16 protein-coding genes are annotated in these 16,016 nt (G+C 53.4%); 5 read left to right on the top strand and 11 right to left on the bottom strand.

The genetic code is table 11. From position 1 onward, the window contains the following. The first annotated feature begins 6 nt into the window (after positions 1-6). From nusB to pgpA, 3 genes are all read left to right on the top strand, one after another. Positions 7-423, top strand: coding sequence for a transcription antitermination factor NusB (nusB, locus tag ACI2J2_RS12780; RefSeq protein ID WP_061806788.1), 417 nt, complete (start codon positions 7-9; stop codon positions 421-423). Between the two features lie 176 nt (positions 424-599). After that, positions 600-1,583, top strand: coding sequence for a thiamine-phosphate kinase (thiL, locus tag ACI2J2_RS12775; RefSeq protein ID WP_209636562.1), 984 nt, complete (start codon positions 600-602; stop codon positions 1,581-1,583). Continuing rightward, the gene (pgpA, locus tag ACI2J2_RS12770; protein WP_404760168.1) at positions 1,549-2,079 is read left to right on the top strand and encodes a phosphatidylglycerophosphatase A; all 531 of its coding nucleotides are present in this window, start codon (positions 1,549-1,551) and stop codon (positions 2,077-2,079) included. Before thiL ends, pgpA begins: the two co-directional genes overlap by 35 nt. A 204-nt stretch (positions 2,080-2,283) precedes the next feature. On the opposite strand, the gene dxs is transcribed toward pgpA, so the two are convergent. From dxs to xseB, 3 genes are all read right to left on the bottom strand, one after another. Then, complete coding sequence (gene dxs, locus ACI2J2_RS12765; protein ID WP_209636559.1) at positions 2,284-4,149, bottom strand: 1-deoxy-D-xylulose-5-phosphate synthase; 1,866 nt, start codon at positions 4,147-4,149, stop codon at positions 2,284-2,286. A gap of 158 nt (positions 4,150-4,307) precedes the next feature. Beyond that, positions 4,308-5,228: a (2E,6E)-farnesyl diphosphate synthase gene (gene ispA / locus ACI2J2_RS12760; protein ID WP_037424308.1), complete on the bottom strand. Its 921-nt coding sequence runs from the start codon at positions 5,226-5,228 to the stop codon at positions 4,308-4,310. Positions 5,229-5,233: 5 nt separating this feature from the next. Beyond that, positions 5,234-5,497, bottom strand: coding sequence for an exodeoxyribonuclease VII small subunit (gene xseB, locus ACI2J2_RS12755; RefSeq protein ID WP_209636557.1), 264 nt, complete (start codon positions 5,495-5,497; stop codon positions 5,234-5,236). Between the two features lie 232 nt (positions 5,498-5,729). On the opposite strand from xseB, the gene thiI reads away from it, so the two are divergent. Continuing rightward, complete coding sequence (thiI, locus tag ACI2J2_RS12750) at positions 5,730-7,178, top strand: tRNA uracil 4-sulfurtransferase ThiI (RefSeq protein WP_404760167.1); 1,449 nt, start codon at positions 5,730-5,732, stop codon at positions 7,176-7,178. 155 nt (positions 7,179-7,333) lie between these two features. On the opposite strand, the gene yajL is transcribed toward thiI, so the two are convergent. Together yajL and panE are read right to left on the bottom strand one after the other, a co-directional pair. Further along, positions 7,334-7,924, bottom strand: coding sequence for a protein deglycase YajL (gene yajL / locus ACI2J2_RS12745; protein ID WP_265554600.1), 591 nt, complete (start codon positions 7,922-7,924; stop codon positions 7,334-7,336). After that, on the bottom strand, positions 7,887-8,798 hold the full coding sequence (gene panE / locus ACI2J2_RS12740) for a 2-dehydropantoate 2-reductase (RefSeq protein WP_265554598.1): 912 nt from the start codon (positions 8,796-8,798) through the stop codon (positions 7,887-7,889). The genes yajL and panE overlap by 38 nt, the downstream gene beginning before the upstream one ends. Positions 8,799-8,980: 182 nt before the next feature. On the opposite strand from panE, the gene ACI2J2_RS12735 reads away from it, so the two are divergent. Beyond that, positions 8,981-9,472 (top strand): YajQ family cyclic di-GMP-binding protein, encoded by a 492-nt coding sequence (locus tag ACI2J2_RS12735; protein WP_209636547.1) that lies wholly within the window; start codon positions 8,981-8,983, stop codon positions 9,470-9,472. Positions 9,473-9,523: 51 nt separating this feature from the next. On the opposite strand, the gene ACI2J2_RS12730 is transcribed toward ACI2J2_RS12735, so the two are convergent. The 6 genes from ACI2J2_RS12730 to cyoA all read right to left on the bottom strand — a co-directional run bounded on the left by ACI2J2_RS12730 (position 9,524) and on the right by cyoA (position 16,000). Continuing rightward, positions 9,524-10,888, bottom strand: a complete 1,365-nt coding sequence (locus ACI2J2_RS12730) for an MFS transporter (RefSeq protein WP_209636545.1) — start codon at positions 10,886-10,888, stop codon at positions 9,524-9,526. A gap of 317 nt (positions 10,889-11,205) precedes the next feature. Beyond that, positions 11,206-12,096: a heme o synthase gene (gene cyoE, locus ACI2J2_RS12725; RefSeq protein WP_012005526.1), complete on the bottom strand. Its 891-nt coding sequence runs from the start codon at positions 12,094-12,096 to the stop codon at positions 11,206-11,208. A 17-nt stretch (positions 12,097-12,113) separates the two neighbouring features. Beyond that, complete coding sequence (locus ACI2J2_RS12720; protein ID WP_012005527.1) at positions 12,114-12,452, bottom strand: cytochrome o ubiquinol oxidase subunit IV; 339 nt, start codon at positions 12,450-12,452, stop codon at positions 12,114-12,116. Next, positions 12,449-13,066 (bottom strand): cytochrome o ubiquinol oxidase subunit III, encoded by a 618-nt coding sequence (locus ACI2J2_RS12715; protein ID WP_209636543.1) that lies wholly within the window; start codon positions 13,064-13,066, stop codon positions 12,449-12,451. Before ACI2J2_RS12715 ends, ACI2J2_RS12720 begins: the two co-directional genes overlap by 4 nt. After that, positions 13,056-15,047: a cytochrome o ubiquinol oxidase subunit I gene (cyoB, locus tag ACI2J2_RS12710; RefSeq protein ID WP_209636542.1), complete on the bottom strand. Its 1,992-nt coding sequence runs from the start codon at positions 15,045-15,047 to the stop codon at positions 13,056-13,058. Before cyoB ends, ACI2J2_RS12715 begins: the two co-directional genes overlap by 11 nt. 5 nt (positions 15,048-15,052) lie before the next feature. Then, a complete protein-coding gene (cyoA, locus tag ACI2J2_RS12705) occupies positions 15,053-16,000 on the bottom strand; it encodes a cytochrome o ubiquinol oxidase subunit II (protein ID WP_209636540.1) in 948 nt (315 codons plus the stop codon). Positions 16,001-16,016 lie beyond the last annotated feature (16 nt).

The raw sequence follows: 16,016 nt of genomic DNA, 5'->3' as shown, positions 1-16,016 counted from the left end.
AATTCCGTGAAACCTGCTGCTCGTCGCCGCGCTCGTGAGTGCGCTGTTCAAGCGCTTTACTCTTGGCAGTTGTCTAAAAATGACATTGCCGATGTTGAACACCAGTTCCTGTCGGAGCAAGATGTCAAAGATGTAGACATCGCCTATTTTCGGGAGCTGCTGTCCGGCGTGGCGGTGAATGCAGGTCTGCTGGATAGCCTGATGGCACCTGTCCTGTCGCGCCAGCTCGAAGAGCTGGGCCAGGTCGAAAGAGCCGTTCTGCGCATTGCGCTGTTTGAGCTGAAAATGCGTGAAGATGTCCCTTACAAAGTGGCCATCAACGAAGCGATCGAGCTGGCGAAAACCTTCGGCGCTGAGGACAGCCACAAGTTTGTGAATGGTGTGCTGGATAAAGTAGCACCCAGCATTCGCAAGAAAAAATAAAGCATTAAGGCCGGTATCCCCGGCCTTAATTTTATCTATACACAAAATAATTGGGGTTGGATCAAGGCGGTAAAAGCGTGAGTTCCCCGGAGCTTACTTAAGTAAGTGACTGGGATGAGCGCTTGCAGCCAACACAGATGCAGCTTCAAGTATGAAGAGTATATTGGAATATGACCATGGCATGCGGCGAATTTGACCTCATTGCCCGCTATTTTGACCGGTTTAAGAGTCTGCGCCGGGACGTACAGTTGGGCATTGGAGATGACTGCGCACTTCTGACAGTGGCAGAAAAACAGCTTTTGGCCGTCAGTACCGACACGCTGGTTTCGGGCGTTCACTTCCTGTCGGATATCGATCCGGCCGATCTCGGCTACAAAGCACTGGCCGTCAATCTGAGCGATTTGGCCGCTATGGGCGCCGATCCCGCTTGGCTTTCACTGGCATTAACCCTGCCGGACGTGAATGAACCTTGGCTAAAGGCGTTTAGTGACAGCCTGTTCGAACAACTTAATTATTACGGCATGCAGTTGATTGGCGGCGATACCACACGCGGCCCATTAAGCATGACGTTAACTATTCACGGGCTTATCCCTGCCGGCCGTGCGTTGACCCGCAGCGGTGCGCGCATTGGTGACTGGATCTACACCACCGGAACGCTGGGTGACAGCGCCGCCGGCCTGGCTGTTCTGCAGGATCGTCTGCAGGTGGCGGACGTTGACGCACGTAATTACCTGGTTGGCCGTCACCTGCGGCCGCAACCGCGGGTATTGCAGGGGCAGGCACTGCGCGATCTGGCCAGTTCGGCGATTGATATCTCGGACGGTTTGATTTCGGATCTGAAACATGTGCTTAGCGCTTCCGAGTGCGGTGCGCGGATCAACCTTGATGAGCTGCCGTTGTCACAGGCGTTAAGCAGCAATGTGGACGTTGAGCAAGCATTGCGCTGGGCGTTGACCGGTGGTGAAGATTACGAATTGTGCTTCACCGTGCCGGAGATCAATCGTGGCGCTTTGGAAGTGGCGCTGAGCCATCTGGGTGCGGATTACACCTGCATTGGTCAAATTGGCCCGCTCTCCGAAGGTATTAAGTTCTACCGCAACGATGAAGCAGTGGAATTGCCGTGGCATGGCTTCGACCATTTCAGCGAAGGGCAGGCGTAACATGGATGACGCTAAACGCCGCTTGCGGATGAGTAATCCTTGGCACCTGCTGGCAACCGGCTTCGGCAGCGGCTTGTCACCGGTAATGCCTGGGACGATGGGATCACTGGCTGCGATTCCTTTTTGGCTGCTGCTGATCCAACTGCCTTGGCAACTGTATTCACTCTTAGTGATGTTCAGTATCTGCATCGGTATTTATCTGTGCCATCAGACGGCCAAAGACATGAAGGTGCACGATCATGGCAGTATCGTCTGGGACGAGTTTGTCGGGATGTGGATCACGCTGATGGCGCTGCCGGTCAATGATTGGCAGTGGGTAGCGGCAGGCTTCGTGATTTTCCGCATTCTTGATATCTGGAAGCCGTGGCCGATTCGTTGGTTTGATCGCAACGTTCATGGTGGTATGGGCATCATGGTTGACGACATCGTCGCTGGGGTATTTTCCGCCGGTATTATCTACCTGATTGGCCACCACTGGCCGGTTGGGTTGTTCTGATAACAAGGGCGCAGTGCAATACTGCGCCCTTGAGCACCACTCACCCGACTATTCAAATCCTGGCACGCAACGCGGCACACAGGGCGTTCCCCCCTCGGCATTTCTTCCTGCGTTAGCACAGAACGTTACCTGTAGCGGATTTTCAGACGGCAGAAATGCAAACGCCCCCGCAAAGCGGAGGCGCCTGTCAGTGTGGCGTGAGGATTACTGCGCCAGCCAGACTTCGATTTGCCGCTGGATGCCTGCAGCGTCCAGGCCAAGATCAACACGGACTTCTTCCTGACTGCCCTGGGAGATAAAGCTGTCCGGCAGGCCGATATTCAGCACAGGTACGACTCGGCGCTTGGCCATCAGCAACTCGTTCACACCGCTGCCAGCACCGCCCATAATGGCATTTTCTTCCAGCGTAATCAGTGCGTCGTGGCTGGTTGCCAGCGCCAGTATCAGCTGTTCGTCAAGTGGCTTCACGAAGCGCATGTCCACCAACGTAGCGTTCATGGTTTCCGCTACCTGTGCCGCTTCCGGCAACAGTGTACCGAAGTTCAGGATCGCCAGCTTTTCACCTTCACGGCGGACCACGCCTTTGCCTATCGGTAGCGCGCTGAGCGGTTCCAGTGGCGCGCCGGTGCCGTTGCCGCGTGGATAGCGTACGGCGCTTGGGCCTTCATTGTAGTGATAACCGGTGTACAGCATCTGACGGCACTCGTTCTCATCGCTTGGCGTCATGATCACCATGGTTGGGATACAACGCATGAATGACAGATCGAATGCACCTTGGTGAGTTTGGCCGTCGGCGCCGACAATGCCGCCACGATCGATAGCAAACATTACCGGCAATTTTTGAATGGCAACGTCGTGGATCAATTGATCGTAAGCACGTTGCAGGAAGGTGGAATAAATGGCCACCACCGGCTTGTAACCACCAATCGCCAGGCCAGCGGCGAAGGTCACCGCATGCTGCTCGGCGATAGCCACATCAAAATATTGCTGTGGATAGTCACGGGAGAATTGCACCATGCCTGAGCCTTCACGCATTGCGGGAGTGATGGCCATCAGCGAGCTGTCTTTGGCGGCAGTTTCGCATAGCCAATCACCAAAGACTTTTGAATAGGTTGGCAGGCCCCCCGCGCTTTTTGGCAGAGTCCCGCTGGCTGGATCGAATTTGGGTACCGCATGGAAGCTGATCGGGTCTTTTTCCGCAGGGGCGTAACCACGGCCTTTTTTGGTCATGATATGCAGCAACTGCGGGCCTTTCAGGTCACGCATGTTTTTCAGCGTGGCAACCAGGCCCTGGACATCGTGACCGTCTACCGGGCCGATGTAGTTAAAGCCCAGCTCTTCGAACAGCGTGCCTGGCACGACCATACCTTTCAGGTGTTCTTCGGTGCGTTTGACCAATTCTTTGATTGGCGGCAGGCCAGACAGCACTTTTTTTCCGCCTTCGCGCAGGGTGGAGTAGAGCTTGCCGGACAGCAGTTGGGCCAGGTGATTATTCAACGCACCGACGTTCTCCGAGATCGACATTTCGTTGTCGTTCAGAACCACCAGCATGTCTGGGTTAATGTCGCCGGCGTGGTTCATGGCTTCAAACGCCATACCTGCGGTGATTGCGCCATCGCCGATCACGCAGACAGTGCGGCGATTTTTACCTTCACGTTCCGCTGCCACAGCCATGCCGAGCCCGGCGCTGATCGAGGTGGAAGAGTGGCCAACTGACAGCACATCGTATTCGCTTTCCGCACGCCACGGGAAAGGATGCAGGCCATTTTTCTGGCGAATAGTGGAGATTTTGTCACGGCGACCGGTCAGAATCTTATGTGGGTAGGCTTGATGGCCCACGTCCCATACCAGGTGATCGAACGGGGTTTGGTACACATAGTGCAACGCCACCGTCAGTTCGACGGTACCCAGCCCAGACGCAAAGTGGCCGCTGGAGCGACTGACGCTGTCCAGGAGGTATTGCCGAAGTTCGTCACACAGTTTCGGCAGGCTCTCTTTCGGCAACGAGCGGAGTTCATCGGGATTTTCCGCTAGCGCCAAGGTCGGGTATTTGGCTATATCAAGACTCATTCGATACTCATATCAGAGGATGTTACCCTTCATCTTTCAAGGTGCAGCGGTATTGGCCGCCTTCTCTCACCCCAGTCACTGGGATTGCCCAGTTCCGGGGGATTCGCTCAGTTGCCGCCTGGCTGCAACTTGAAGTCAATTGGGTATTACGTCACACGTTAATTGTCGCGTTCAATAATGAAGCTGGCTAACGCTCGCAATGGCGCTGTGTTATAAGATTGTGCTGCCAAAGTATCTAATGCAGCTAAAGCTTCCTGATAGAGATCCCACGCTTTTGCTTTCGCGCTGTCAAGCCCGAGCAAAGCTGGATAGGTGCTCTTTCCATGTTGCTGGTCTGCGCCTTGGCGTTTGCCAATTTTTTCGGTTTCGCCGACCACATCTAAAATATCATCCTGCACCTGGAACGCCAGGCCAATTGCAGCCGCGTAACGGTCGAGCTGTGGCAGCGCGGCACGACCAGGTTCTCCGGCGGCCAAGGCCCCGAGACGGACTGCGGCGCGGATTAATGCGCCGGTCTTGTGGCGATGGATCTGCTCCAATGCTTCCAGACCAACCTGCTGATCTTCGGCTTCGAGATCCAGCGACTGACCGCCACACATTCCCGCAACGCCGCTGGCGGTTGCCAATTCAGACACCATCGCTAACCGATCGCGCAACGCCACATCGGGCATGTCGGCATCGGCCAGAATGGAAAAGGCCAGCGTTTGCAGGGCATCGCCGGCTAAAATTGCGTTGGCCTCACCAAATTTGATGTGGCAAGTCGGTTGACCACGACGCAGGTCGTCGTCGTCCATGGCCGGCAGATCGTCATGGATCAGTGAGTAGGCGTGAATACATTCTACCGCAGCTGCGGGCGCATCCAAATTATTCAGTGATACGCCAAACATCTGCCCAGTGGTGTACACCAGGAACGGACGCAGGCGTTTGCCGCCCAGCAGCGCGCCGTGGCGCATTGCCGCCACCATATTGCCATTGTTGAACGGCAAGGGTGCGATAAAATCCAGCAGCGTGCGGTCGGCCCGCTGGCGCAACGCCTGCAACTGGTCAGAAAAAGCGGTTTGTTGGACGGTCTCGGACATGGTGATTACTCGGCATCCGGTGTAAAAGGTGCCAGCGCAGTATCATCGGCACTGTCGTTAAGCAGAATTTGTACGCGTTGTTCCGCCTGCTGAAGCTTCTGCTGGCCCTGACGCGCGAGCTGTACGCCACGCTCGAACTCATTGAGCGCGTCTTCCAAAGGCAATTCACCCGATTCCAGACGCGTTACGATGTTTTCAAGCTCGCTGAGTGAGCTTTCAAAGCTGATGCTTTGCTCTGTACTGTCTGATTGTGCAGGTTTTTTCGGCATAGTTTTCTTTTTACATCATCATGTGAACAGTAGCGCCAGAGCCTATCCTAGCGGATTTTGATTAGCAAATCATGGCGCGCATGTGTGGTTTTGTGCACCGAGCCCCACCAGATGATGGTATACTCTGCGCCGCAAATGCGATTGATAAAACATTCGGTAGCCCCGAGGGCTTTATCAATCGCATATACATTGTAAATCCTTTTCCCACGTAATTCTGACAATAAAGACCGCCATGAAGTTTATCATTAAATTGTTCCCGGAAATCACCATCAAGAGCCAATCTGTGCGCTTGCGCTTTATCAAGATCCTCTCGACCAGTATCCGCAACGTCCTGAAGCAGTATGATGAAACACTGGCGGTTGTCCGTCACTGGGATCATATCGAAGTTCGCGCCAAAGATGAAAACCAGCGTCCGGTTATTGCCGACGCACTGACGCGCATTCCCGGTATACACCATATTTTGGAAGTGGAAGACCGCGACTATACCGACATCCACCATATTTTCGAGCAGACGCTGGAAGCCTATCGCGAGCAATTGGAAGGTAAAACCTTCTGTGTGCGGGTTAAACGCCGTGGCAAACAGGACTTTAATTCTCAGGACGTGGAGCGTTACGTCGGCGGTGGCCTGAACCAGCATATCGAAAGCGCGCGCGTTAAGTTGTCGCACCCGCAGGTGACGGTCAACCTGGAGATTGAAGACGACAAGCTGATGTTGGTGAAAGCCCGCCGTGAAGGCATCGGCGGTTACCCGGTGGGGACACAGGAAGACGTACTGTCGCTGATTTCTGGTGGTTTCGACTCGGGCGTTTCCAGCTATATGCTGATGCGTCGTGGTTGCCGCGTGCATTATTGCTTCTTCAATCTGGGTGGCGCTGCGCATGAAATTGGCGTGCGTCAGGTGGCTCACTATCTGTGGAACCGCTTTGCCAGTTCGCACAAGGTACGGTTTATCGCTATCGACTTTGAACCCGTGGTTGGCGAGATCCTGGAAAAGGTCGAAGACGGCCAGATGGGTGTAGTGCTCAAGCGCATGATGGTACGTGCTGCTTCGCAGATTGCTGAACGTTATGGCGTGCAGGCACTGGTGACCGGTGAGGCCTTGGGCCAGGTGTCCAGCCAGACGCTGACGAACCTGCGTTTGATCGACAATGCGTCCGATACGCTGATCCTGCGTCCGCTGATCTCCCACGATAAAGAGCACATCATTAAAGTAGCGCGTGAGATTGGCACCGAGGATTTCGCCAAGACCATGCCGGAATACTGCGGTGTGATCTCGAAAAGCCCGACGGTAAAAGCAATTAAAGCGAAGATCGAAGAAGAAGAAGCTAACTTTGATTTCAGCATTCTCGATCGTGTGGTGAGCGAAGCCAAGAATGTGGATATTCGTACTATCGCCGAGCAAACGCAGGAACAGGTTACCGAAGTGGAAACCGTGGCGGCGTTTGGCACTGACGAGGTGATTCTGGATATTCGTTCCAACGACGAACAGGAAGATAAACCGCTGAAGCTGGATCAGGTAGAGATAAAATCCCTGCCGTTCTACAAGCTCAGTACCCAGTTTGGCGATTTGGACCAGAGCAAAACCTACCTGCTGTACTGTGAGCGTGGCGTGATGAGCCGCCTGCAGGCGCTGTACTTGCTGGAGCAGGGGTATAGTAACGTCAAAGTCTATCGCCCTTAAATCCACTTCATACTTGAAGCTGCAACTGTGTTGGCTGCATGCGCTCACCCCGGTCACTTACTCAAGTAAGCTCTCGGGGATTCCCGCACTGGCCGCCGGGTTGCAGCTCCAATTATTTTGTGGATTATATATTTTAACCTCAGAACTGATGCTTGCTAATCGCGGAAGTCATACATCCCCGGTATCAGCACTAATTGCGCCGCGATTTCCGCCGCTTTCGCTTTACCCAACAGCAAATCAATCAGCTTCAGCGCAAACTCCATAGACGTTCCCGGCCCCTGGCTGGTGAGCAGGTTAACGCGTGCATCAAAGACCACACGGCGCTCCATCCATTTGTCCGCAGGGATCTGTTCTTTCAATCCTGGGAACCCGGTCATATTCCCGATGGGGAACAGGTCGTGGTGCTGTAACACCAGTGCAGGTGCTGCACAGATAGCCGCGACGATATTGCCTTGCAGATGCATTTGACGCACTTTCTCCACCAGCAGCGGGCTGTCACGGAAACATTCGGCACCTTTCAAGCCACCGGGCAGCACGATGGCATCAAAAGGCTCGTCCACAATCGATACCAAGGGCGCATCCGCCAACAGCTTAACGCCGCGCGAACAGACAATGGTCAGGTCGCCATCACTGGCCACACTGGCCGTAGTGACGTTAACGCCCGCTCGTACCAGCAGATCGATGGTAGTGACGGCTTCGGTTTCTTCGCTACCAGGTGCCAGGCAGACCAGCGCCGATACGCTCATATTCATTTTCCTTTCGCTTAATCAATTCAAACAGCCGCGCATTTTCTGGCAGGGTGATGCCATGGCTACGTGCGCGGCGCAGGAGGTAGCCGGTAATGTAGTCGATCTCCGTGTGCCGTTGGGTACGGATGTCTTGCAGCATCGAAGAGATATTGTCTGCGGTACTCTGGATCACGGCCATGACGTACTGCAGCAACCCTTCACAAGAGGTGTGGTAGCCCTCCATTTCCATCACACTGGAGACCTCGCGGCAGATAACTTCAATTTGCTCTGGATAGCGCTGAAGATCACCATTACGGCAGTTATACAGCGCCGTCAGCGGGTTGATTACGCAGTTGACGGCCAACTTACGCCAATTCGCAGAGGCAATATTATTGTGCCAGGCGACATCAGGCAGGGCTTGATGCAGCACCTCTGCCAGATGGCTGAGGGATATTGCCGGCGGGGAGGTTGGGCCAATATGCGTGGTGCCCCCCGCGACGTGGATAATCGTGCTGCCGTCATGGCGTGCTGCATGGGTTGTGGTTCCCTGCAATATCGGCTGGTTGTTTGCCGGGAGTTCATCCTGAGTACCCATGCCGTTATGCAGTAACAGGATGGCGCAGCGCGGGTTCAACTTCGGCAACAGCGCACTGACTGCGCCGGATACCTGCCAGGCTTTCAGGGTGACCAGCAGCAGTTCACTCTGCGCCAAATGTTCGGGATCGTTGGTGGGCAAATTACGGTTGAACGAGGGGCCATTAGGCTCAATCACGTTCACTGCGCAGAAGGGTTGTGGCACTCGCAACCATCCCTGTACGTCATGGCCCTGCTGATAAAGTCGAGAGAGCCACAGCTGTCCGAGCGCACCGCAACCAAGAATAGTTATTTTCATCCAGACTCCTTGGGGTAACGGGAATATCGCTCTATTACTGTCGTATAATTATAGACTTTTCCGTTGTTCGACGGGTTATTCGCCAACAGGTTAGGCAGATTTTGCCTGAGGCCTTAAAGCGGTTATCATGCTCGGCATCGAAATCGCCTATCGCATTAGGCTCTCATTCAGGAGGAAGAAGTATGCCATCTTTCGACATTGTTTCCGAAATTGATATGCAGGAAGTGCGTAACGCCGTTGAGAACGCCACGCGCGATCTTGGCACGCGTTGGGATTTCCGTAACGTGCCGGCCAGCTTCGAGCTGAACGAAAAAAATGAAAGCATTAAAGTTGCCAGCGAATCTGATTTTCAGGTGCAGCAGTTGCTTGATATTCTGCGTGAAAAGCTCAGTAAACGCAGTATCGAAGGCAGCGCGCTTGAGATCCCGGACGAAATGACCCATAGCGGAAAAACCTACAGTGTGGAAGCCAAGCTGAAGCAAGGTATCGAAGCCAGCCAGGCGAAGAAAATCGTCAAGTTGATCAAAGACAGCAAGCTGAAAGTTCAGGTGCAAATCCAGGGTGAAGAAGTCCGGGTAACCGGTAAGTCACGTGACGATCTGCAAGGCGTGATGGCGCTGGTACGCGGTGCCGATCTGGGGCAGCCGTTCCAGTTCAAGAACTTCCGCGATTAAGGTTTTTGCGAAGGCGAAGATCGTGAGGGGCCAGCTTGCTGGCCCTTTTCTTTACAGTGAATTCACCAGCGCTTCCAATTGGCCGCGGTTGGTTTGTTTGGTATCGACCTTTACATAGGCGCTGCGCTCTTCCGGGACCACTATTGCCTCCGCCACGCCCGGCTGGGCTTTCAGGCGGCTTTCCAAGGCTGAATCTTTCACTGCCAGTTCCGACAATGTAATACGTAGGCTACTGACGTATGGCGGTTCTTGCATGGTACTGCTGACCAAGAACCAAATGGCCGCCAGCACCGCGCCGGCGATAAATACCAGCCCAGCGCCCTGCAGGCCATACAGGAAACCGCCCAGACTGCCACCTATCGCGACGCCAATAAATTGGCTGGTAGAGTAAACGCCCATCGCCGTGCCTTTATAGCCAGCAGGGGATTCTTTACTGATCAGTGAAGGCAGGATTGCTTCCATCACGTTAAAAGCCATAAAGAATAACTGTACACCTGCAATGATGCCCCACAGGTGCGCGCCGGACAGCCACAACAGTATTTCAGCGCAGAACAGCACCGCCACGCAGCCCATAAAGACTTGCTTCATTCGGCGTTTCTTCTCAGCGTAAATGATAAAGGGCACGACGGCGGCAAAAGAAACCAGCATGGTGACCAGGTAGACGATCCAGTGTTCGCTCGGGGCCAAACCTGCTTTTTCCATCGCCAATGGGAGTGCCACGAAGCTGGACATCAGCAGAATATGCAGGCACATAATGCCGATGTTCAGTTTTAACAGGCGGGAGTTACTCAGCACTTTGCTGAAACTGCCGCGCACTATGCTGGATTCACGGTTCAGCACGTGATGGCTTGCGGAAGGCACGACCGTCAGAGTGATTACGATACCCGCCAATGCCAGCACGGCAATCATCCAAAACAGCGCATGCAGGCCAAAGGCGTGGGTGACAATCGGGCCGACGACCATAGCAATAGCGAAAGTTATACCGAAGCTCACGCCGATAAACGCCATGGCCTTGGTACGGTTCTGTTCCCGGGTGAGATCTGACAGCAGCGCCATGACTGCCGCCGCGATAGCGCCAGAACCTTGTAATGCCCTGCCAAGAATAACACCCCAGATAGAGTCGGTTGCGGCGGCAATCACGCTGCCCAAAGCAAAGATCAACAGGCCGCCGACAATCAGCGGTTTGCGGCCGATGCGGTCGGAGATCAGACCAAAGGGGATCTGGAAGACAGCCTGTGCCAGGCCGTAAATGCCGATAGCAATACCGATCAATGTTTCGCTGGCACCGTTCAATGCCATGCCGTAGGTGGTCAGTACCGGCAGCACCATAAACATGCCGAGCATGCGCAGTGAAAATACCGTTCCTAATCCCCAGGTCGCCCGGCGCTCCAGCGGGGTCATTGCATTATCGTTCATTAAAACCTCATTAAAAGCCATTCCGTCAGGTTATCGGTGATAACGCCTGATGGGATAGCTTCTGTTAAAACTGCGTCATTTTAGTGTGAAGGGTAGGGGGGGTAAATCTAATGTTGTTTAGCAGATATTACAGCTTCCCCTTGAAGCTACAGCGCTGTTGACCGCGAGCACTTACCCCGGTCACTTGGTTGGTCAAGCTCCCGATGATTCGCACTCTTGCCGCCTTGTTGCAGCTCCGATCATTTCGGGAGTAAACGGATTTCTGAACTGACAAATAAAATGGGCCGCTTACGCGGCCCATTTACAGACGATTTGGCTTACCAGACGTACGTCATCAGGGCTTCCGGCGCCGCGGTGGCGCTGAAGTCGATAGACATCATGACGCTCAACGAGGTGATGGCAACGATCGAGAACACGAATAGCTTACGTGCCCACACGCTGTCATTTTCGGTTTTGTAACCACGCAGTGCCATGCCCAACCACCATACGCTTACCGCCGCAGCGACGATCAGGTATTTGTAGCCAGCGTAGCCGCCCAGGGTCAACATCAGGGTGGCAATCATAAACGCCACAATGTAGACCGTGATGTGGTTCTTCGCCACCGAAATGCCTTTGACGACCGGCAATACCGGGATGTTCGCCGCTTGGTAATCTTTAAAGCGGAAGATGGCAATCGCATAGGAATGCGGCATCTGCCACAGGCTAAAGATAGCCAGCAGGATCAACGCACCAGCATCGAACTCATTGGTCACCGCGCAGTAACCTATAACCGGTGGCGCAGCGCCCGACAAGCTGCCGATCAAGGTGCCGTATACCGAGTGACGCTTCATGTACAGGCTGTAGACGCCGACATACACCACGAAACCCATCACCGCCAGCCACATGGCTAACGGGTTGGCACCGATATACAGCAACGCAAAGCCCGCAATACCCAGAGCGGTAGCATAAACCAGGCTTACACTCGGCGCGATCAGGCCTTTAACCAGCACCCGATTCTTCGTTCTCTCCATTTTCTTGTCGATGTCACGGTCAATGTAGTTGTTAAACACACAGCCCGAAGCGACAACCAACGAGACACCCACGAGGGTGGCGAGAAACAGGGGATAGTCGATGCTCCCTTTGGAGGCGAGCAAAAATCCCCCGACGACAGAAATTAAATTGCCGAAAATAATTCCTGGTTTAGTTACTTGCAGGTATTGCTTAATCATCACGTCCAGCTCTGCTCTTAATCGACCATCATATTGATGTTGAGGTTGTACATAATCCAGAGTGAACCTACAACAACGATACCGATGATCATAGCGGTGAACAGCAATGCCACCAGGTTCCAGCGCTCTTCCGATGAGGTATTCATGTGCAGGAAGTAAATCAGGTGAACAACAACCTGAATCACTGCCATGCCAACGACAACCGCCAGAATGGTTGAATGAGAGGCTGTACCACTCATGACCATCGCAAATGGAATCACCGTCAGGATGATCGACAGAATAAAGCCGATCAGATAGGTCTTGACGCTACCGTGGCTTGCGCCGCCGTGAGAAGTTTCATGGGATGAATGACTCATGACATAACCCCCAGCAGGTAAACAACGGTGAATACGCAGATCCAGACCACGTCCAGGAAGTGCCAGAACAGGCTCAGGCACATCAGACGGGTTTTGTTGGTTGACGTCAGGCCACGCTTGCTGACCTGAATCATCATGATGACGATCCACACCAGGCCGGTAGTCACGTGCAGACCGTGGGTAGCAACCAGTGCGAAGAAGCCGGACAGGAACGCACTGCGATCCGGACCATAACCTTCAACAATCAGGTGATGGAATTCATAGATTTCCATCGCTACGAAGCCCAGACCAAACAGGAAAGTCAGGAACAGCCAGGTATTAACGCTGCCAACCTTGCCTTTGTTCATGCCGATCATCGCCATACCGTAGGTGATGGAGCTGAACAACAGCAGGAAGGTTTCAACCAGGACAAACTTCAGATCGAAGATGTCTTTGCCAGAGGGACCGCCCGCGGTCCCGTTCACCAGTACTGCATAAGTCGCGAACAAGCTCGCAAACAAAATACAGTCGCTCATCAGGTAGATCCAGAATCCGAAGACTTTGGTCTCTCCTGCGTCGTGGTGCCCATGCTCTGCATGGGCTGCGTTATGGTTAGTCAGAGTATCAGTTGACATGTTTCACGCCTGCTTTGCTGATTTGTTCATAGTGTTGGTTTTCAATGCGCTCGATTTCATCAACCTGCACATAGTAATCAACATCTTCATCGAAGCTCTTGGCAATCCAGGTCACGATCATACCTACGAAGGCAGCGATCGCCATCCACCAGATGTCCCAGATCATCGCGAAACCAAATACCAGGCTGAAGCCAGCAATAATCACACCGGCGCCGGTATTTTTCGGCATATGAATGGGTTCGTATTTCGCCGGCTTCTTATAAGCTTCGCCTTTTTCTTTCATGTCCCAGAACTCATCACGGTCATGAATCTGTGGCACTACGGCAAAGTTATAGAACGGCGGTGGAGACGAGGTCGCCCACTCCAGCGTACGAGCACCCCATGGGTCACCGGTCAGGTCACGGTTCTGCTCACGGTCACGCACACTGACGTAGATCTGAATCAGTTGGCACAGGATACCGCAGGCAATCAGAGCCGCGCCGCCAGCCGCTACGAGCAGCAGTGGGTGGAACTCTGGGTTGATGTTCTGGCTGATACGACGAGTCATACCCATAAAGCCCAGAGCATACAGCGGCATGAAGGCCACGAAGAAACCGATGATCCAGAACCAGAACGCACGGATACCCCATTTTTCGTTCAGCGTGAAGCCGAAGGATTTAGGGAACCAGTAGGTCAGGCCAGCGAAGCAACCGAACACCACACCACCGATAATCACGTTATGGAAGTGGGCAATCAGGAACAGACTGTTGTGCAGCACGAAGTTCGCGCCCGGCACTGCCAGCAGAACGCCGGTCATCCCACCAACGGAGAAGGTGATGATGAAGCCGATGGTCCACAGCATTGCGGAGTTGAGCTGAATGCGGCCTTGGTACATGGTGAACAGCCAGTTGAAGATTTTCACCCCGGTAGGGATGGAAATGATCATGGTGGCGATACCGAAGAAGGCGTTAACGTTCGCGCCGGACCCCATGGTAAAGAAGTGGTGCAGCCATACGATGAACGACAGAACGGTAATCGCGATGGTTGCCCATACTAGTGAGGTATAGCCGAACAGGCGTTTTCTTGAGAAGGTCGCGGTGACTTCAGAGAACACACCAAACACTGGCAGAACCAGGATATACACCTCTGGGTGACCCCAGGCCCAAATCAGGTTGATGTACATCATCATGTTGCCGCCCATATCATTGGTAAAGAAATGGAAGCCCAGGTAGCGATCCAGGGTCAGCAACGCGATAGTCACGGTCAGAATTGGGAAAGAAACGATGATCAGGACGTTAGTACACAGCGCCGCCCAGGTGAACACCGGCATCTTCATTAAAGGCATGCCAGGAGCACGCATCTTCATGATGGTTGCGAAGAAGTTCACACCGGTCAACAAGGTACCCAGACCAGAAATCTGCAGACTCCAGATCCAGTAATCGACCCCGACACCAGGACTGTATTCCTTGCCCGACAGCGGCGGATACGCCAACCAGCCTGTCTGCGCGAACTCACCGACACCCAGAGAGATGTTGATCAGCACGACACCCACCACGAAGAACCAGAAGCTCAGGGAGTTCAGGAACGGGAAGGCAACGTCACGCGCACCGATTTGCAACGGTACGACCACGTTCATCAGACCGACCACGAAAGGCATCGCCATGAAGAAGATCATGATCACGCCGTGAGCGGTAAAGATTTGGTCGTAGTGGTGCGGCGGCAGGAATCCGGCCTCGCCGGCGGACGCAAGCGCCTGCTGGCTACGCATCATGATGGCATCGGCGAAACCACGCAGCAACATAACCATTGCCACGATGATGTACATGATACCAATTTTTTTATGGTCGACCGAAGTCAGCCAGTCTTTCCATAGCCACTTCCACTTGCCGAAATAGGTTATCAGGGCCAGCAGAGCCAAGCCCCCAATAATAATTGCAGCAACGGTGACTACGATGATTGGTTCGTGGTACGGAACCGCATCAAGCGTTAATTTTCCCAACATCAGTTTTATTCCTCGGCTCCGGCGTGAGCATGTTCACCCATGTCCATACCCTGGCTCATGTCCATACCTTCGTGCGCGGAAGCGCCTTTGTGCATGTCCATATCGCCCATGAATTTGCCAATAGTTTCTTTGAACAAATTCGGTTTGACACTGGAGAAGTACTCGACCGGGTTATTTTCACTCGGCTCTGCCAGTTTGTTAAAGTCGCTGGTGGCGTTAAGGTTAGTCGACGATGCTTTCACCTTGGCAACCCACTGATCGAAGTCGCCTTCGGTTGGGGTGACAATGGCGGTGAATTTCATGCCGGAGAACCCGCGACCGCTGAAGCTGCTGGAAATACCGTCGTATTTGCCTGCTTCATTGCCGATCAGGTGCAGTTTGGTCTGCATCCCGGCCATCGCATAAATCTGCCCACCTAACTGAGGAATAAAGAACGAGTTCATTACCGAGTTAGAGGTGATCTTGAATTCGACTGGAACATCTTTCGGGAAGGCCAGCTCATTAACGGTTGCGATGCCTTGTTCTGGGTAGATAAACAGCCATTTCCAGTCAAGCGACACGACTTCGATCGTCATTGGCTTTTTGTCAGTGACAATCGGCTTGAACGGGTCGAGTTCGTGCGTCGTTTTCCAGGTAATGGTGCCAAGGATGGCGATGATAATGATAGGAATGGTCCAGACGACCGCTTCGATCTTGTTGGAATGTGACCAGTTCGGACTGTATTTGGCATCTTTGTTGGAAGCACGGTACTTCCAGGCAAAGGCGAACGCCATAAAGATAACTGGTACCACTACGATCAACATTAATGCGATTGCGGTGATAATCAGTGTCCGTTGCTCAACACCAATTGCTCCTTTGGGATTCATCAATACCATATTGCAACCACTGAGCATTACAGTGGAAGCAATTAAGGCCAACATCCCAATACTTTTATTGTATTTCTTAAGTCTCATCTAACGACCTCAATTA

Origin of the sequence: Serratia sp. NPDC087055 (assembly GCF_044900985.1) — a bacterium.
Classification (GTDB): Bacteria; Pseudomonadota; Gammaproteobacteria; order Enterobacterales; family Enterobacteriaceae; genus Serratia.
This window is presented reverse-complemented; position numbering and strand designations above follow the sequence as displayed.